The 18,869-nt window shown below is 53.1% G+C and carries 17 protein-coding genes and 2 tRNA genes; 5 read left to right on the forward strand and 14 right to left on the reverse strand.

The annotated features are described in order from the left end of the window. Positions 1-204: 204 nt before the first annotated feature. From rpsO to AM379_RS05085, 7 genes are all read right to left on the reverse strand, one after another. The gene (gene rpsO, locus AM379_RS05055) at positions 205-474 is read right to left on the reverse strand and encodes a 30S ribosomal protein S15 (RefSeq protein WP_013098914.1); all 270 of its coding nucleotides are present in this window, start codon (positions 472-474) and stop codon (positions 205-207) included. Between the two features lie 155 nt (positions 475-629). Continuing rightward, complete coding sequence (gene truB, locus AM379_RS05060; RefSeq protein WP_014171782.1) at positions 630-1,580, reverse strand: tRNA pseudouridine(55) synthase TruB; 951 nt, start codon at positions 1,578-1,580, stop codon at positions 630-632. Continuing rightward, positions 1,580-1,984: a 30S ribosome-binding factor RbfA gene (gene rbfA / locus AM379_RS05065; RefSeq protein WP_014171783.1), complete on the reverse strand. Its 405-nt coding sequence runs from the start codon at positions 1,982-1,984 to the stop codon at positions 1,580-1,582. Before rbfA ends, truB begins: the two co-directional genes overlap by 1 nt. 88 nt (positions 1,985-2,072) lie before the next feature. Beyond that, positions 2,073-4,760, reverse strand: a complete 2,688-nt coding sequence (infB, locus tag AM379_RS05070) for a translation initiation factor IF-2 (RefSeq protein WP_014171784.1) — start codon at positions 4,758-4,760, stop codon at positions 2,073-2,075. A 24-nt stretch (positions 4,761-4,784) separates the two neighbouring features. Beyond that, positions 4,785-6,287, reverse strand: coding sequence for a transcription termination factor NusA (nusA, locus tag AM379_RS05075; protein ID WP_014171785.1), 1,503 nt, complete (start codon positions 6,285-6,287; stop codon positions 4,785-4,787). Positions 6,288-6,315: 28 nt separating this feature from the next. Further along, the gene (rimP, locus tag AM379_RS05080; protein WP_014833432.1) at positions 6,316-6,768 is read right to left on the reverse strand and encodes a ribosome maturation factor RimP; all 453 of its coding nucleotides are present in this window, start codon (positions 6,766-6,768) and stop codon (positions 6,316-6,318) included. Positions 6,769-6,975: 207 nt separating this feature from the next. Further along, positions 6,976-7,052: transfer RNA gene (locus AM379_RS05085), tRNA-Met, on the reverse strand. Positions 7,053-7,339: 287 nt separating this feature from the next. Here AM379_RS05085 and argG point away from each other — a divergent pair. Next, a complete protein-coding gene (gene argG / locus AM379_RS05090) occupies positions 7,340-8,686 on the forward strand; it encodes an argininosuccinate synthase (protein ID WP_020883538.1) in 1,347 nt (448 codons plus the stop codon). A gap of 165 nt (positions 8,687-8,851) precedes the next feature. On the opposite strand, the gene AM379_RS05095 is transcribed toward argG, so the two are convergent. The 6 genes from AM379_RS05095 to rlmE form a co-directional block, all read right to left on the reverse strand. Then, a tRNA-Leu gene (locus tag AM379_RS05095) sits at positions 8,852-8,938 on the reverse strand. Between the two features lie 9 nt (positions 8,939-8,947). Further along, positions 8,948-9,280, reverse strand: a complete 333-nt coding sequence (gene secG, locus AM379_RS05100) for a preprotein translocase subunit SecG (RefSeq protein ID WP_020883537.1) — start codon at positions 9,278-9,280, stop codon at positions 8,948-8,950. A gap of 223 nt (positions 9,281-9,503) precedes the next feature. After that, positions 9,504-10,841 (reverse strand): phosphoglucosamine mutase, encoded by a 1,338-nt coding sequence (gene glmM / locus AM379_RS05105; RefSeq protein WP_014171789.1) that lies wholly within the window; start codon positions 10,839-10,841, stop codon positions 9,504-9,506. Then, positions 10,834-11,682, reverse strand: a complete 849-nt coding sequence (gene folP, locus AM379_RS05110) for a dihydropteroate synthase (RefSeq protein WP_063925620.1) — start codon at positions 11,680-11,682, stop codon at positions 10,834-10,836. Before folP ends, glmM begins: the two co-directional genes overlap by 8 nt. Positions 11,683-11,780: 98 nt before the next feature. Further along, on the reverse strand, positions 11,781-13,715 hold the full coding sequence (ftsH, locus tag AM379_RS05115; RefSeq protein WP_025202925.1) for an ATP-dependent zinc metalloprotease FtsH: 1,935 nt from the start codon (positions 13,713-13,715) through the stop codon (positions 11,781-11,783). Between the two features lie 102 nt (positions 13,716-13,817). After that, positions 13,818-14,444, reverse strand: a complete 627-nt coding sequence (rlmE, locus tag AM379_RS05120) for a 23S rRNA (uridine(2552)-2'-O)-methyltransferase RlmE (RefSeq protein WP_014171792.1) — start codon at positions 14,442-14,444, stop codon at positions 13,818-13,820. 127 nt (positions 14,445-14,571) lie between these two features. On the opposite strand from rlmE, the gene yhbY reads away from it, so the two are divergent. Further along, positions 14,572-14,865, forward strand: coding sequence for a ribosome assembly RNA-binding protein YhbY (gene yhbY / locus AM379_RS05125; RefSeq protein ID WP_003861814.1), 294 nt, complete (start codon positions 14,572-14,574; stop codon positions 14,863-14,865). A gap of 151 nt (positions 14,866-15,016) precedes the next feature. On the opposite strand, the gene greA is transcribed toward yhbY, so the two are convergent. Beyond that, the gene (gene greA / locus AM379_RS05130; protein ID WP_014171793.1) at positions 15,017-15,493 is read right to left on the reverse strand and encodes a transcription elongation factor GreA; all 477 of its coding nucleotides are present in this window, start codon (positions 15,491-15,493) and stop codon (positions 15,017-15,019) included. 227 nt (positions 15,494-15,720) lie between these two features. Between greA and dacB the strand changes: the two genes are divergently transcribed. From dacB to pmrB, 3 genes are read left to right on the forward strand one after another with little or no spacing between them, the layout of a single operon-like run. After that, positions 15,721-17,154 (forward strand): serine-type D-Ala-D-Ala carboxypeptidase, encoded by a 1,434-nt coding sequence (gene dacB, locus AM379_RS05135; RefSeq protein WP_025202924.1) that lies wholly within the window; start codon positions 15,721-15,723, stop codon positions 17,152-17,154. Positions 17,155-17,156: 2 nt separating this feature from the next. Continuing rightward, positions 17,157-17,819 (forward strand): two-component system response regulator PmrA, encoded by a 663-nt coding sequence (gene pmrA, locus AM379_RS05140; protein WP_014171795.1) that lies wholly within the window; start codon positions 17,157-17,159, stop codon positions 17,817-17,819. Further along, a complete protein-coding gene (gene pmrB, locus AM379_RS05145) occupies positions 17,816-18,859 on the forward strand; it encodes a two-component system sensor histidine kinase PmrB (protein ID WP_020883533.1) in 1,044 nt (347 codons plus the stop codon). Before pmrA ends, pmrB begins: the two co-directional genes overlap by 4 nt. Positions 18,860-18,869: the final 10 nt, after the last annotated feature.

Here is an 18,869-nt window from a genome sequence, read left to right on the forward strand (position 1 = left end):
GGTGTGCTGACGATTTAACCCGACCTTCTTCGCATCCTCGCGACTAATGACAACCAACACCCCCATGGGTGAAGCCTCTCATTAGCCGCGCGAACCTCTGCAATGAAGATCATTTATAGCAACAATACAATAGTTTCCAGTGAATTGCTGCCGTCTGGTTGAAAAAAGGGGCCATCAGGCCCCCTTTTCTGAAACTCGCAAGACTTAGCGACGCAGACCCAGACGCTCGATCAGCGCGGAGTAACGTGCAACATCTTTACGTTTCAGGTAGTCGAGCAGTTTACGACGCTGAGAAACCATACGCAGCAGACCACGACGGCTGTGGTGATCTTTTTTGTGCTCTGCAAAGTGACCCTGCAGGTGGTTAATCTGTGCAGTCAGCAGTGCAACCTGAACTTCGGTAGAACCGCTGTCGTTAGTACCACGACCAAACTCAGAAACGATTTTAGCTTTAGCTTCAACGCTTAGAGACATTTTCAAACTCCAGAATATAAAGAATGTAAGGATGCCGATCTCTAATTCAGCAATCCCAGTATACGTCCCGCAATATGTTAAACAATTTGCCGAACGTTAAGCCGCGATATTCTACTCGTCTCCCCTGCTTATCGCAAGGCGAGCCGTTATCGCTATCAGGCTTCAACCGGATACTCAACGACCAGGCGACGCGGCGCGACGCGCCCTTCGCCATCCATTTCACCCATGCCGATAAACTTACCTTCATCCCCCTCGGTCACGCGCACCAGACCTTCAGAAGGAGCACTGGTGGTACGAACCGGGTTTCCGTTCTTAAAGTAAACGGAGGATGTTAAAGGAAGATTAACAACCGGGAAATCGGCCGCCGGGCTGTCCATTGGCATCAGCAGCGGATCGAGCAAATCGGCCGGCGCAATCTCCTGCGCTTCCGCCTGCTCAACCAACTCGCGCAGATGTTCAAGGGTCACCATTCGCTCAACCGGGTACGTGCTGACAGCCAGGCGACGCAGGTAAATCACGTGCGCACCGCAACCCAGCTTTTCACCCAGGTCGTCAATGATGGTACGAATATAGGTGCCTTTCGAACAGTGAACTTCCAGCTCCAGCTCATCGCCTTCGTGACGAATAAAGAGCAGTTCGTACACGGTAATCGGACGGGGTTCGCGAGGAACGTCAATGCCCTGGCGCGCATATTCGTACAGTTTTTTACCCTGGTACTTCAGCGCCGAATACATTGACGGTACCTGCAGCGTGTCGCCACGGAAACTTTCCAGCGCAGCATCAAGTTGCTCCGCGCTGAAGGTCACCGGACGCTCTTCTACCACCTGACCATCGGCATCGGAGGTGTCCGTGCGCTGGCCTAGTCGGGCGATGACCCGATAGCGCTTATCGGAGTCCAGCAGGTACTGGGAAAACTTTGTCGCTTCCCCCAGGCAGATCGGCAGCATGCCGGTCGCCAGCGGATCGAGCGCGCCCGTGTGGCCCGCACGGTTGGCGTTAAAAATACGCTTAACTTTTTGCAGCACGTCGTTGCTGGAAGCGCCCTGGGGTTTATCCAGCAGCAGCACACCATGCACGTCGCGACCGCGACGACGAGGACGACTCATTAGTCCTCCTTGCTGTCGTCCGTTGGGTTAACACGACGTTCGTCGTCATGTTTCACCACGCTGGTCACCAGGTTAGACATGCGCATACCTTCGACCAGAGAGTTGTCGTAGAAGAAGGTCAGCTCAGGCACGATACGCAGACGCATCGCTTTGCCGAGCAGAGAGCGGATGTAGCCAGAGGCTTCCTGCAGCGCTTTAATGCCGTTTTTTACCGCGGCTTCGTCCTGATCGTTCAGGAAGGTCACGAACACTTTGGCATACGCCAGGTCGCGGGACATTTCCACGCCGGACACGGTGGTCATGACACCCACGCGAGGATCTTTAATTTCACGTTGCAGGATGAGGGCGATCTCTTTCTGCATTTCTTGCGCTACGCGCTGCGGGCGACCAAATTCTTTCGCCATAATAAATTCTCCAGACAAAAAAGGGGCAAAAAGCCCCTTTTAAAATTATTACCGGGTGGCGCTTTGCTTACCCGGCCTGCATCGATGATTAAGCAATCGTACGCTGAATTTCGATGATCTCGAACACTTCGATCATGTCGCCAACGCGAACGTCGTTGTAGTTCTTCACGCCGATACCACATTCCATGCCGTTACGGACTTCGTTAACGTCATCTTTGAAGCGGCGCAGGGATTCCAGCTCGCCTTCGTAGATAACCACGTTGTCACGCAGTACGCGGATTGGGTTGTGACGTTTGATGATACCTTCGGTAACCATACAGCCCGCGATCGCACCAAATTTCGGTGATTTGAACACGTCACGCACTTCAGCCAGACCGATGATCTGCTGTTTCAGCTCTGGAGACAGCATGCCGCTCATCGCAGCTTTCACTTCGTCGATCAGGTTATAGATGACGGAGTAGTAACGCAGATCCAGACTTTCAGCATCAATCACTTTACGTGCAGACGCGTCAGCACGTACGTTGAAGCCGACCAGGATTGCATTGGATGCAGCAGCCAGGGTGGCGTCGGTTTCGGTGATACCCCCTACGCCAGAACCGATGATCTTCACTTTAACTTCGTCAGTAGACAGTTTCAGCAAGGAGTCGGAGATCGCTTCCACAGAACCCTGAACGTCGGCTTTCAGAACGATGTTCACTTCGTGAACTTCGCCTTCGGTCATGTTCGCAAACATGTTCTCGAGTTTAGATTTCTGCTGACGAGCCAGTTTAACTTCACGGAATTTGCCCTGACGATACAGTGCAACTTCACGCGCTTTCTTCTCGTCACGTACGACGGTCACTTCATCGCCCGCAGCCGGCACACCGGACAGGCCCAGAATTTCCACTGGAATGGACGGACCTGCTTCCAGAACTTCCTGGCCCAGTTCGTTACGCATCGCACGAACACGACCGTATTCGAAACCACACAGAACGATATCGCCTTTATGCAGCGTACCTTCACGAACCAGAACGGTTGCAACCGGACCCCGACCTTTATCCAGGAAGGATTCGATAACCGCGCCGCTCGCCATACCTTTACGAACCGCTTTCAGCTCCAGAACTTCAGCCTGCAGCAGGATAGCGTTCAGCAGGTCGTCGATACCGGTACCGGCTTTCGCAGATACTGGGATGAACTGCGCTTCACCGCCCCACTCTTCCGGCATAACACCGTACTGGGAGAGTTCGTTTTTAACGCGATCCATGTCAGCTTCTGGCTTATCGATCTTGTTCACTGCAACCACCAGAGGCACCTGCGCCGCTTTCGCGTGCTGGATAGCTTCAATGGTCTGCGGCATCACGCCGTCATCTGCAGCAACAACCAGTACAACGATATCCGTTGCCTGAGCACCACGAGCACGCATAGAGGTAAACGCTGCGTGACCCGGGGTATCCAGGAAGGTGATCATGCCGTTGTCGGTTTCTACGTGGTACGCACCGATGTGCTGGGTAATACCACCCGCTTCACCGGAGGCCACTTTCGTCGAACGAATGTAGTCGAGCAGAGAGGTTTTACCGTGGTCAACGTGACCCATAATGGTCACTACAGGCGCGCGCGGTTCTGCCGCTGCGCCGGTGTCACGGTCGCTCATTACTGCTTCTTCCAGCTCGTTTTCACGACGCAGGATAACTTTGTGGCCCATCTCTTCGGCTACCAGTTGCGCAGTTTCCTGGTCGATAACCTGGTTGATGGTGGCCATTGCGCCCAGTTTCATCATCGCTTTGATGACCTGAGAGCCTTTAACCGCCATTTTGTTGGCCAGATCGCCAACGGTGATGGTTTCACCAATCACTACGTCACGGTTAACAGCCTGAGCTGGCTTCTGGAAGCCCTGCTGCAGTGCGGAACCTTTACGCTTGCCGCCTTTACCACCGCGGATCGCTGCACGTGCTTCTTCACGGTCAGCTTTAGATTCAGCGTGCTTGTTGCCTTTTTTAGCTGGGCGAGCAGCTTTGGTGCTGCGAGTACGGCCACGACCACCTTCAACTTCACGGTCGTTATCGTCTTCTGCCTGGCGCGCATGCTGAGAAGTGGTGACGTGATAATCGCTGGTGTCTTCAGACGCTTCAGCAGGGTTCACACCGTTCTTCTCGTTTTCTTCAGCCATACGGCGCGCTTCTTCAGCTACACGGCGAGCTTCTTCTTCAAGCTTGCGGCGGGCTTCTTCTTCCGCTTTACGCTTCAGCTCGGCAGCTTCATTTTCACGGCGGGCTTTTTCAGCCTGGGCGGTTTTTGTCATTTCGTCGGTCTGTTGATTGCTCACTTTGTCTTTTTCCGCAGCTTCACGCTTCACTTTATCACTTGCGTCGCGCTTCGCTTTTTCTGCGGCCTCACGTTCAGCTTTTAATTCTGCTTCACGTTTGGCAGTCGCTTCTGCCTCACGCTGAGCTTGTTCTTCCGCTTCACGCTGTGCCTGCTCTTCCGCAGCAAGGCGTTCTGCCTCTTGCGGATCACGTTTTACAAAGGTGCGTGTCTTGCGGACTTCAATTTGTACCGATTTGCTTTTACCACCGGTACCAGGGATATTCAACGTGCTACGCGTTTTGCGCTGCAGCGTCAGCTTGTCAGGCGTCGAACCGTGTTCACGGTTCAGGTGCGCTAACAAGGTTTGTTTTTCTTGCGCGTTCACCGAGTCATCAGCGGACTTCGGGATCCCTGCATCAGCAAATTGCTGTACCAGGCGGTCCACGGAGGTCTGAATCTCGGCAGCCAGCGATTTTACAGTTACATCAGTCATGCTGTTCCTTCCTGCTACAGTTTATTACGCTTCGTCGCCGAACCAGCAAATATTACGTGCGGCCATGATGAGTTCGCCGGCTTTCTCGTCGGTTAAACCTTCGATATCGGCCAGGTCATCAACGCCTTGCTCAGCGAGATCTTCCAGCGTACAAACACCACGGGCAGCCAGCTTGAACGCAATCGCACGATCAAGACCTTCCAGATTCAGCAGGTCATCAGCCGGCTTCTTATCGCCAAGGCTTTCTTCCTGAGCCAGTGCCAGGGTGGTCAGTGCGTTTTTAGCGCGTTCACGCAGGGCTTCAACGGTGGCTTCATCAAGACCGTCGATTTCCAGCAGCTCTTTCATTGGCACATAGGCCAGTTCTTCAAGGGTAGAGAAACCTTCTTCAACCAGAACAGTGGCGAAATCTTCGTCAATATCCAGGTATTTCGTGAAGGTATCGATCGCCGCATGGGCTTCAGCCTGATGCTTAGCCTGCAGGTCATCAACGGTCATTACGTTGAGTTCCCAGCCGCTCAGCTGTGACGCCAGGCGTACGTTCTGACCGTTACGGCCGATTGCCTGCGCCAGGTTGCCCGCTTCAACAGCGATATCCATGGTGTGTTTGTCTTCGTCAACAACGATAGACGCCACATCCGCCGGAGCCATTGCGTTAATCACGAATTGCGCCGGGTTGTCGTCCCACAGGACGATATCGATACGCTCGCCGCCCAGTTCGGTAGAAACCGCCTGAACACGCGCACCGCGCATACCTACGCAAGCACCGACCGGGTCGATACGCTTGTCGTTGGTTTTCACTGCAATTTTCGCGCGTGAACCCGGATCGCGGGCAGCCGCTTTAATCTCGATAACTTCTTCGCCGATTTCCGGTACTTCGATACGGAACAGTTCAATCAGCATCTCTGGCTTGGAACGGGTCACAAACAGCTGTGCACCACGCGCTTCAGGGCGTACGGCATACAGAACGCCACGAATACGGTCACCCGGGCGGAAGTTTTCACGCGGCAGCATGTCTTCACGCAGGATAACGGCTTCAGCGTTACCTGGCAGCCCTTCAGATTTGATTTCCAGAGAAATGTTGTCGCGGTTTACTTTCTTCACCACGCCGGTAATGATCTCACCTTCCTGATCGCGGAACTGATCGACAACCAGCGCGCGCTCAGCTTCACGGACTTTCTGGACGATAACCTGTTTTGCGGTTTGCGTGGTGATACGGTCGAAGGTGACAGATTCAATCTGATCTTCAACATAGTCACCCACGTTCAGGCTTTCGTCTTCAAAACGCGCCGCTTCCAGGGTGATCTCTTTCGTCGGCTGGGTCACCTCTTCAACGATTACCCAACGACGGAATGTATCGAAGTCACCGCTTTTACGATCGATTTCTACGCGAACATCGATCTCTTGTTCGTATTTTTTCTTGGTTGCTGTAGCCAGTGCACTTTCCAGCGCTTCGAAAATCTTCTCACGCGGCAGTGATTTCTCGTTGGAGACGGCTTCAACAACAGCCAAAATTTCTTTGTTCATCGCGGGCTTTTCACCTCAATCCAGACTGTTAAAAGTGGGGAACCAGGTTCGCCTTCTGGATATTACTCAGCGCGAACACTTCATCTTTGCCTTCGACTGTAACCGTGATCATTTCACCATCAACGGCTTTGATAATTCCCTGCCATTTACGGCGGTTCTGTACGGCCATACGCAGAACGAGAGCCACTTCTTCACCGGTAAAGCGCACATAGTGCTCGGCCGTGAACATCGGGCGATCGAGGCCGGGTGAGGAAACTTCCAGGTTGTACGCAACGGTAATCGGGTCTTCAACATCAAGAACCGCACTCACCTGGTGGCTAACATCAGCACAATCATCAACATTGATGCCATCTTCACTATCAATATAGATGCGCAGCGTCGATGTGCGGCCGCGAACGAATTCGATGCCGACCAGTTCGTAGCCCAGTGCTTCGACCGGTGCAGTAATCATCTCTGTTAATTTTTGCTCTAATGTGGACAAGCCCACCCCCAAGACATAAAAAAAGGGCGTAAAGCCCAGTTATTCTGTAGTCAGATAACAAAAAACCCCGATAAATCGGGGCTTTAGATAACTGAACCCTATAGCCGCAACTGCGGCCTGGAGCACTCTCCGAAAGAATTTTTTCAAATCCAGCTACGAAGGCTCTAAGTCTTCACAGTATATTTGAAAAAGAACTTTATGGGAAAGTGGTTGCGGGGGCCGGATTTGAACCGACGACCTTCGGGTTATGAGCCCGACGAGCTACCAGGCTGCTCCACCCCGCGCCTGAAACGTGGCAAATTCTACGCGTTTTGGAGAGAATTTGCAAATAATGCTGGGATTTGGTACCGAAGACGGGACGTAAAATCGGCGTTTAGTATATTGATAGTGAACCCCACCTGTCAAGCCAGTTTCCGCCAGGTCAAACAAAGGGAAAATTTTACAAAAAACGCACGAGTCTCTTCCGGTCATCGACAAAAGATGATTAAATGAATACTCACTTATTTTGCATAAACATGCATCGAGAGCGAAAGCGGTCTCTTAATCAGTCAATCAAGCAGGGTTTTATTTTATGACGACGATTCTCAAGCATCTTCCGGTAGGACAACGTATTGGCATCGCTTTTTCAGGCGGCCTGGATACCAGCGCTGCACTGCTGTGGATGCGCCAGAAGGGAGCGGTTCCGTATGCATATACTGCGAACCTGGGTCAGCCGGATGAGGACGATTATGATGCAATCCCTCGTCGCGCTAAAGAGTATGGCGCAGAGAACGCGCGCCTGATTGACTGCCGTAAGCAACTGGTCGCTGAAGGTATTGCTGCTATTCAGTGTGGTGCTTTCCATAATACTACCGGCGGCCTGACCTATTTCAATACCACCCCGCTGGGCCGTGCAGTGACCGGTACCATGCTGGTTGCCGCCATGAAAGAAGATGGCGTAAACATCTGGGGTGATGGCAGTACGTATAAAGGAAACGATATCGAACGTTTCTATCGTTATGGCCTGCTGACCAACGCCGAGCTGCAGATTTATAAACCGTGGCTCGATACCGACTTTATCGACGAGCTGGGCGGCCGTCATGAAATGTCCGAGTTTATGATCGCCTGTGGCTTTGACTATAAGATGTCCGTTGAGAAAGCCTACTCTACCGATTCCAATATGCTGGGTGCGACGCACGAAGCGAAGGACCTGGAATTCCTGAACTCCAGCGTGAAGATCGTTAACCCGATCATGGGTGTGAAGTTCTGGGACGAAAACGTCAAAATCCAGGCGGAAGAAGTCACCGTTCGTTTCGAGCGCGGCCACCCGGTTGCCCTGAACGGCAAGACCTTCTCTGACGATGTGGAACTGATGCTGGAAGCTAACCGTATCGGTGGCCGTCACGGTCTGGGCATGAGCGATCAAATTGAGAACCGTATTATTGAAGCAAAAAGCCGTGGCATCTATGAAGCCCCTGGGATGGCGCTGCTGCACATCGCTTATGAGCGTCTGCTGACCGGTATTCACAACGAAGACACCATCGAGCAGTATCACTCTCATGGTCGTCAGCTCGGTAAACTGCTGTACCAGGGCCGTTGGTTCGACCCACAGGCCCTGATGCTGCGCGATGCACTGCAACGTTGGGTGGCAAGCGCGATCACCGGCGAAGTGACGCTGGAGCTGCGTCGCGGGAATGACTACTCGATTCTGAACACCGTGTCCGACAACCTGACTTATAAAGCAGAACGTCTGACCATGGAGAAAGGTGAATCCGTGTTCTCTCCGGACGATCGTATTGGCCAGCTGACCATGCGTAACCTGGACATCACCGATACCCGTGAGAAGCTGTTCAACTACGTTGAGAATGGCCTGCTCTCCGCAAGCGCCGGTAATGGCCTGCCGCAGGTTGAAAACCTGGAGCACAGCGTTAAGAAGTAAGGCTTACGCAGAAATGCAAAAGGCGCCCAGTGGGCGCCTTTTTTACGATCGCTGCAGAACCGGTCCCGCTGGCACGAACGTACCTGCCGACGAAAACGCTCCTTCTACAGACGAAATCTACAGACGAAAAAAAAGACGTCTTTCGACGTCTTTCTTCTGGAATATTGGTACCGAGGATGGGACTCGAACCCACAAGCCCGTTAGGGCACTACCACCTCAAGGTAGCGTGTCTACCAATTCCACCACCTCGGTACTGAATACTTAGTGCGGGATATCGCTGGTCGGCTTAGCCGGTGCAGCTGGCTGAGTCTGCTCAGTTTTCGCTGGCGCGCTCAGATTTTCCCACTCGCTTCCTTTGCTGGTCTTGTTGCTGTTGATATTGCCAAGCGCCAGACTGATGATGAAGAACAGCGTAGCCAGAATCGCCGTTGTGCGGGTCATGAAGTTCGCAGAACCACTTGAACCGAACAGCGTACCGGAAGCGCCTGCTCCGAAGGAGGCTCCCATATCAGCGCCTTTACCTTGCTGCAGCATGATCAGCGCTACGAGAGCGATGGCTACAATAAGGAAAATAACTAAAAGAGCTTCGTACATAATCAACCTGTTCCTTGCGGATTTGCCGCATACCAATGCTTCGACCAATTAGCAGGATTTTTGTTTCCCACTGAAGCGGGTGTGAATACTAACCAAAGCGAATGTGCTTCGCAAGGGCAATTTTGACGCATTGTATCAACTGCGGAAAAAAACAGCAAAAAGCCATCAATTGCTCAAAACAAAGGCGGCAAGCGCCGCCTTTTTAATCACTTAACGTGAAAAACTATGCAGCTTTTACGGCATCCGCAATACGGTGTGCAAATTCATTCACCTGCGCCTCGTCTTCGCCTTCCACCATTACGCGGATCAGCGGTTCGGTTCCAGATTTACGCAGCAGAACACGCCCACGGTTGCCCAGGGCGGCTTCAACGTCAGCCATCACCGCTTTCACATTTTCATTTTCCAGCGGATCGCCTTTGCCGGCGGTGAAACGCACATTCACCAGGATCTGCGGGAACATTTTCATGCCGCTGCAGAGATCGTGCAGGCTCATATGGTTGCGCGCCATGGCGGCAACAACCTGCAGCGCAGCGACGATACCGTCTCCGGTGGTGGTTTTATCCAGCAGGATCACGTGGCCTGAGTTTTCAGCCCCGATGCGCCAGCCTTTTTCCTGCAGTTTTTCCAGCACATAGCGGTCGCCCACTTTTGCACGGACAAACGGAATACCCAGCTGTTTCAGCGCCAGCTCCAGACCCATGTTGCTCATCAGCGTGCCTACTGCACCGCCGCGCAGCTGGCCCTGACGCAGACCTTCACGCGCAATGATATAGAGGATCTGGTCGCCGTCGACCTTATTACCTTCGTGATCGACCATGATCACGCGATCGCCGTCGCCATCCAGTGCGATGCCCAGATCGGCTTTTTCCGCCAGAACGCGCGCCTGCAGAGCACGAACGTCAGTCGCCCCCACCTGTTCGTTAATATTCAGGCCATCAGGCTCACAGCCGATGGTAATCACGTTCGCACCCAGTTCGCGGAAAACATTCGGCGCAATGTGATAGGTCGCACCGTTGGCGCAGTCCACCACAATTTTAAGATGGGCCAGGCTCAGTTCGTTCGGGAAAGTACCTTTGCAGAATTCGATGTAACGACCCGCAGCATCGACAATGCGATTCGCTTTACCCAGCTCGGCGGAGTCGACACAGGTAATCTCTTTTTCCATCTCCGCTTCGATCGCCTCTTCCACTTCATCCGGCAGCTTAGTGCCGTCGATGGAGAAGAATTTAATGCCGTTGTCATAAAACGGGTTATGCGAGGCCGAAATTACAATCCCTGCTTCAGCACGGAAAGTACGCGTCAGATATGCCACAGCAGGCGTTGGCATTGGGCCAGTGAAGGAAGCGGAAAGCCCCGCGGCAGCCAGACCGGCCTCCAGCGCTGACTCCAGCATATACCCGGAGATACGGGTATCTTTACCAATGATGATTTTACGAGAGCCATGACGTGCAAGGACTTTACCCGCCGCCCAGCCCAGTTTCAGTACAAAATCAGGGGTGATTGGCGCATCACCCACGCGCCCACGAATACCATCGGTACCAAAATATTTACGATTACTCATAGCGTTTGTTTTCCTTCGCTGCCAGTGTAGCTTCCACTACACGCATGGCTTCTACTGTTTCTTTAACGTCATGGACACGAATAATGTGCGCGCCCTGCATCGCCGCAATTACAGCGCAGGCCAGACTTCCGCTCAGACGTTCGCTCGGCCCTACATTCAGTAACTGACCAATCATCGACTTTCTCGACATACCAACCAGCAATGGCAGGTCGAAATGATGGAATTCCGATAAGCGCGCAAGCAGCTCATAATTGTGAGAGAGATTTTTACCGAAACCGAACCCCGGGTCGAGCAGCAATTTCTCTTTTGCGATACCCGCACGTTCACAACGTGCAATATGCTCAATAAAGAAGCGATTTACGTCGGCATAAACATCGTCATACTTTGGCGCTTCCTGCATGGTTTTCGGCTGTCCTTGCATGTGCATCAGGCAAACCGGTAGCCCGGTATCCGCGGCTGCCTCCAGTGCGCCAGGCTCCGTCAGCGAGCGAATATCATTGATGATGTGAGCACCCACTCTCGCGACTTCACGGATCACTTCAGGTTTAGACGTATCGACGGAGATCCACACCTCGAACCGCTGTGCGATAGCTTCAACCACAGGCACCACGCGCGCCAGTTCTTCTTCCACCGAAACGTCTGCCGCCCCAGGGCGCGTCGATTCCCCGCCTACGTCAATGATGGTGGCGCCCGCGTTAATCATCAAATTTGCGTGCTTCACAGCCTCGATAAGCGTGTTATGCGTGCCGCCGTCAGAGAAGGAGTCAGGCGTGACATTCAGGATACCCATCACATGCGGATGTGAGAGATCGAGATGCGAGTCCTGGGCGAATAGTTTCATGGTCAAATCCCTGGTATCAATATGGTTTTACAGAAAAGAAAAACCCCGGAGCAAGCTCCAGGGTTTGAGGTGCAAACATAGACTTCAACAGCAGTGACTTACTTGTCGCCCAACTGTTCTGACATGGTGTTGCCCGGGTTCGGCGTACGCGGTTCATCGACCGGACGCGGCGCACGCGGTGTGCCATTGTTGTCAGAATTGTTGGAAGCGCCTGGGTCTTCCCAACCCGCTGGCGGACGCACTTCGCGGCGAGCCATCAAGTCGTCAATCTGTGGAGCATCGATGGTCTCATATTTCATGAGCGCATCTTTCATCGAATGCAGAATGTCCAGGTTATCGTTCAGGATCTGACGGGCGCGATTGTAGTTACGCTCGATCAGCAGCTTCACTTCCTGGTCAATGATACGTGCGGTTTCATCGGACATGTGTTTCGCTTTCGCCACGGAGCGGCCCAGGAACACTTCGCCTTCTTCTTCCGCATACAGCAGGGGACCCAGCTTCTCGGAGAAGCCCCATTGGGTCACCATGTTACGTGCCAGGTTGGTCGCGACTTTAATGTCGTTGGACGCACCGGTCGAAACATGTTCCGCACCGTAAATAATCTCTTCAGCCAGACGACCGCCGTAAAGGGTTGAAATCTGACTTTCCAGCTTCTGACGACTGGCGCTGATGGCATCGCCTTCCGGCAGGAAGAATGTCACACCCAGCGCACGACCACGCGGAATAATCGTCACTTTATGCACCGGATCGTGTTCCGGCACCAGGCGACCGATAATCGCGTGACCGGCTTCGTGGTAAGCCGTGGACTCTTTTTGCGCTTCCGTCATCACCATGGAGCGACGTTCCGCACCCATCATGATTTTGTCTTTCGCTTTTTCGAACTCCACCATCGACACAACGCGTTTGTTACCGCGAGCAGCGAACAGTGCAGCTTCGTTGACCAGGTTTGCCAGGTCAGCACCGGAGAAGCCCGGCGTACCACGCGCGATGATTGCCGCGTCGACATCAGGTGCCAGCGGTACGCGACGCATGTGAACTTTCAGAATCTGTTCACGACCACGTACATCCGGCAGACCAACCACAACCTGACGGTCGAAACGGCCTGGACGCAGCAGCGCAGGGTCAAGAACGTCCGGACGGTTAGTCGCCGCGATAACGATAATACCTTCGTTACCTTCGAAGCCATCCATCTCAACCAGCATCTGGTTCAGCGTCTGTTCACGTTCATCGTGACCACCGCCCAGGCCTGCGCCACGCTGGCGGCCTACGGCGTCGATTTCATCGATGAAGATAATGCACGGTGCTGCCTTCTTGGCCTGCTCGAACATGTCACGCACACGAGATGCACCAACACCCACAAACATTTCAACGAAGTCAGAACCTGAAATAGTAAAGAACGGCACCTTCGCTTCACCCGCGATGGCTTTCGCCAGCAGGGTTTTACCGGTACCCGGAGGCCCTACCATCAGAACGCCTTTCGGGATCTTACCGCCCAGTTTCTGGAAACGGCTCGGTTCGCGCAGGTATTCAACCAGTTCGCCCACTTCTTCTTTTGCTTCGTCGCAACCTGCAACGTCGGCAAACGTGGTCTTGATCTGATCTTCCGTTAGCATACGCGCCTTGCTCTTACCGAACGACATGGCACCTTTGCCACCGCCGCCCTGCATCTGGCGCATAAAGAAGATCCAGACGCCAATAAGAAGCAGCATCGGGAACCAGGAGATGAAGATAGAAGCCAGCAGGCTTGGTTCTTCTGGCGGCTCACCTACCACCTTGACGTTTTTGGTCAGAAGGTTATCAAGCAGCTTAGGATCGTTCACCGGGATGTAAGTCGTGTAACGGTTACTATCTTTCTTGGTAACGTTGATCTCACGTCCGTTGATACGCGCTTCGCGAACCTGGTCCTGATTGACCTCCTGCAGGAAGGTAGAATAATCCACCTTGCGGCCATTCGACTCGCTGGGCCCAAAGCTCTGGAATACTGACATCAGCACAACGGCAATGACCAGCCAGAGTATTAGGTTTTTCGCCATGTCACTCAAGGGATTAACCTCATATTACAACTGTGTTAAAAACAGCGTCAGGATACTCTATATCCCGTGTCATTCAAACTTTCGTCTGAAAGACGCGGGTTATCATTTTCGCCCGGTCGCTACAATATACACTTCTCGGGAACGGGCCCGGGAAGAGTCCGGCTTACGAACTTTAACCTTCGCAAACAGGGAGCGAATTTCCTTAAGATACTCCTCGAAACCTTCGCCCTGAAACACCTTCACAACAAAACTACCACCAGGCGCTAGTACATCACGACACATTTCTAACGCTAGCTCCACCAAATACATGGCGCGGGGGATATCCACCGCCGGTGTTCCACACATATTTGGTGCCATATCTGACATGACAACCTGGACCTTACTATCACCTACACGCTCAAGTAGCGCTTTCAGCACTAATTCATCACGAAAGTCGCCCTGAAGGAAGTCGACACCGACGATGGGATCCATTGGTAAAAGGTCGCATGCGATGATTCGGCCCGTTCCGCCGATCTGCGTAACCGCATACTGGGACCATCCGCCAGGTGCTGCACCGAGATCGACAACCGTCATTCCCGGCTTAAAAAGTTTGTCACTTTGCTGTATTTCATCAAGTTTAAACCAGGCACGGGAACGCAACCCCTTTTTCTGTGCCTGTTGAACATATTTATCGCTAAAGTGTTCCTGAAGCCAGCGACTGGAGCTGGCAGAACGCTTTTTACCTGTCATTTAACATTTCCGTCCTGGTTCATCGTTACTTGCCTGTGACGTAAATTTCTACGCAGCTATTTGGCGATATAAGGGAGATGGCGGTAGAATGAACCGTTTTCAATCCCAACGTAAGCAAAAATATACGATGAATCTGAGTACTAAACAAAAACAGCACCTTAAAGGTCTGGCACATCCGCTCAAGCCTGTAGTCATGCTTGGCAACAATGGTTTGACCGAAGGGGTGCTTGCCGAGATTGAACAAGCGCTGGAACACCACGAGCTGATCAAGGTGAAAATCGCCTCTGAAGACCGAGACACTAAAAACCTGATCGTGGAAGCCATCGTGCGTGAAACGGGTGCCTGTAATGTACAGGTCATCGGTAAAACGCTGGTGCTCTATCGCCCATCTAAAGAGCGTAAAATCTCGCTGCCACGCTAAGGATATCCTGAATCGAACACATTTTCTGTGTAAAACGAGGGATTTCTGTCAGCAGGTGAGCAAAATGCCACGCTCCTTGAGTTGATAAAAGGCCGCTATGCGGCCTTTTTCTTTTCTTTACAATGTATCAACATCTTAGTCGAGATGCGAATTACAGGTATTCAACCTTAATAATTTCGTATTCCACTTCACCACCCGGGGTGCGGATAGTGACAACATCATCCTGCTCTTTGCCAATCAGGCCGCGAGCAATCGGGGAGTTCACCGAAATCAGATTCTGTTTAAAGTCCGCTTCATCATCACCCACGATGCGATAAGTCTGCTCTTCGTCATTGTCCAGGTTCAGCACGGTAACCGTTGAACCAAAAATGACGCGGCCATTGTTAGGCATTTTGGTGATATCGATAACCTGCGCATTGGACAGTTTTGCTTCGATATCTTTAATACGCCCTTCACAGAAGCCCTGCTGCTCACGCGCCGCGTGGTATTCAGCATTCTCTTTCAGGTCGCCATGCTCACGCGCATCCGCGATAGCGGCGATGATTTCAGGGCGACGAACGGATTTCAGAAAATCCAGCTCTTCGCGCAGTTTTTCGGCACCACGTAAGGTCATCGGAATAGCTTGCATTTGTTATACCTCTTAAACATTCCTGTTGGGAGCAGTGTTCCCTGCCCCGGCCCCCATGAGCGGGCCAGAAGCAAAAAGAAAACCGACCCGGGAGCGAAGCCCCAGGTCAGCAACAATTTTCAATTTGATACGCATTTTACCGCGAAGTTCACTATGGGTCATCGTTTACTTTGCAGTGCTATGCACCGTAGTATGACGGTTTGTTTTCGGGTTGTTAGCGCGAGATTATGCGATTTTCCAGATTTATCATCGGATTGACTACCAGTATAGCGTTCAGCGTTCAGGCCGCGAATGTTGATGAGTACATTAATCAGCTACCCGCAGGTGCCAACCTTGCCTTGATGGTGCAGAAGGTCGGGGCGCAGTCGCCAGAGATTGACTATCACAGTCAACAGATGGCGCTGCCTGCCAGTACCCAGAAGGTGATCACCGCACTCGCCGCCCTGCTTCAGCTTGGACCTGACTTCCGTTTTACCACCACGCTCGAGACCAAAGGCAACATCGAGGGTGGCGAACTGAAAGGCGATCTTATCGCTCGTTTCGGGGGAGATCCTACGTTTAAACGCCAGGATATCCGCAACATGGTCGCGTCGCTGAAAAAATCTGGCGTGCAGAAGATTGATGGCAACGTGTTAATCGACACCTCTATTTTTGCCAGCCACGATAAAGCGCCAGGATGGCCGTGGAATGACATGACGCAGTGCTTTAGCGCTCCGCCAGCCGCCGCGATTGTGGATCGTAACTGCTTCTCCATTTCACTTTACAGCGCGCCAAAACCGGATGACTTAGCGTTTATTCGCGTGGCGTCTTACTACCCGGTGACGATGTTCAGCCAGGTTCGTACCCTCGCAAAAGGCTCCCCGGATGCGCAGTATTGCGAGCTGGACGTGGTACCAGGCGATCTTAACCGCTTCACGCTGACCGGGTGCCTGACACAGCGCGCCGACCCATTGCCGCTGGCCTTTGCGATACAGGATGGCGCAAGCTATGCGGGTGCCATTCTCAAGGATGAACTGAAGCAGGCGGGAATAACCTATTCCGGTACCCTGCTGCGCCAGACGCAGGTTAATCAACCCGGTACGGTCATCGCCAGCAAACAATCTGCGCCGCTGCACGATTTACTACGGATTATGCTGAAAAAGTCTGACAACATGATTGCTGACACGGTATTCCGCATGATTGGTCACGCGCGTTTCGGCGTGCCAGGAACCTGGCGTGCGGGTTCCGACGCCGTGCGTCAGATCCTGCGCCAACAGGCGGGGATCGATCTTGGCAACACCATTGCCGTCGATGGATCCGGGTTATCGCGGCATAATTTGATCTCCCCGGCAACGATGATGCAAGTACTTCAGTACATTGCACAACATGACACTGAGCTAAACTTTATTTCGATGCTGCCACTTGCCGGGCATGACGGTTCGCTTCAGTACCGTGCCGGCCTTCATGCGGCCGGGGTGGACGGAAAAGTTTCAGCCAAGACAGGTTCACTGCAGGGGGTTTATAACCTTGCAGGCTTCATCACTACCGCCAGCGGGCAACGCATGGCATTCGTGCAGTATCTTTCCGGCTATGCCGTCGAACCGACCGACCAGCGTAATCGTCGTATTCCACTGGTTCGCTTCGAAAGCAGGCTTTATAAGGACATCTACCAGAATAACTAGCGATGAAACTACTCATAGTTGAAGACGATCTGTTATTGCAGGAAGGGCTGGCTCTGGCGCTGGCCAATGAAGGATATGCCCTCGACTGCGCCGCCACGGCGGCTGAGGCGGATGCCCTGATCCAGAGCGGCGAGTACAGTCTGGTGATCCTCGATTTAGGCTTACCGGATAAAGACGGCGCTACGCAGCTAAGCCAGTGGCGCCGCCGGGGTATCGCCAATCCAGTATTGATCCTGACGGCACGGGATGCCATTGAAGATCGTATCAATGGCCTCGATTCTGGCGCTGATGATTACCTGGTGAAACCGTTTGCCCTTGCGGAGCTTCAGGCGCGGGTACGGGCGTTGATTCGTCGTTATCAGGGACACAGCGATAACTTACTGACCGACGGCGATATTACGCTGAATCTGCAAACCCAGCAGGTGCTGTGCCAGTCCCTGCCAGTTGAAGTAACCCCTAAAGAGTTCGCGCTGCTGACGCGCCTGATTATGCGCAGCGGACAAACGGTACACCGCGAAACCCTGCAGCAGGATATTTATTCCTGGCAGGACGATCCCGGCTCAAATACCCTCGAAGTGCATATTCACAATCTGCGTCGCAAGCTGGGTAAAGACCGGATTAAAACTGTCCGTGGCGTAGGCTATCGTCTGGAGAGCCAGAAATGAACAGCATGCGTCGGCGATTGATGGTTCTGCTGGCGGTCATTCTGTTATTTTTCCAGCTGATAAGCGTGATCTGGCTCTGGCATGAAAGCCGTGAACAGATTGGTTTTCTGGTCAACGAAACGCTCTCAGCGAAATCGCGCAATAATCATGTCGAGAAAGAGATCCGTGAAGCGATTGCCTCGCTGCTGGTCCCCTCCCTGGTGATGGTCGGTTTTACGCTGTGCTTCTCATTTTGGGCGGTCACCTGGATAACCCGGCCGCTGAATCAACTGCGCGTCAGCCTGGCGAACCGCTCGGCGGATAACTTAACCCCGCTCCCTGTCTATTCCGACATGGAAGAAATTGGTGCCGTCACAACCTCGCTCAACCAGCTCCTCGCCCGTTTGGATCACACCATTCAACAGGAACGTCTCTTCACCGCGGACGCCGCTCACGAGCTGCGAACGCCGCTTGCGGGGATCAGACTGCATCTGGAACTGATGGCACAGTCTGGCTCTCCACAGGCCACGACGTTAATTACCCGTATCGATCAGCTGATGCACACGGTTGAGCAACTGCTGATGTTGTCCCGTGCCGGACAGGCGATGGCGAGCGGTCACTATGAAACCGTCAACTGGACAGACGATATCATCATGCCGCTCGGTCTTGGACATGAAGCCAAAGAGCATACGGTGATATGGCCGGACAAAAGCCCGCTCACGGTGCAGGGTGATGCGGTGCTTCTGCGTTTGATGCTGCGCAATCTGCTTGAGAACGCCGGGCGCTACAGTCCGTCAGGCACAACGATTCGCGTGACTCTGGCCGACGTTGACGGGGGGACACAGGTCAGCGTTATCGATCAGGGGCCGGGGATAGATGAAGCGCACCGCCAGTTGATTACTGAACCGTTCCGTCGTCTTGACCAGCGCTACGGTGGCAGCGGCCTGGGGCTGAGCATTGTGCAACGTATCGTGCAGCTCCACCACGGCAAGCTGACGCTGGAGAATGGTGCTGAGGGCGGCTTAATCGCCAGCTGCTGGTTGCCGTCCAGCCTGCAATAAAAAAGCCCCC

The organism is Enterobacter cloacae complex sp. FDA-CDC-AR_0132 (assembly GCF_003010695.1).
Taxonomy (GTDB): Bacteria; Pseudomonadota; Gammaproteobacteria; order Enterobacterales; family Enterobacteriaceae; genus Enterobacter; species Enterobacter ludwigii.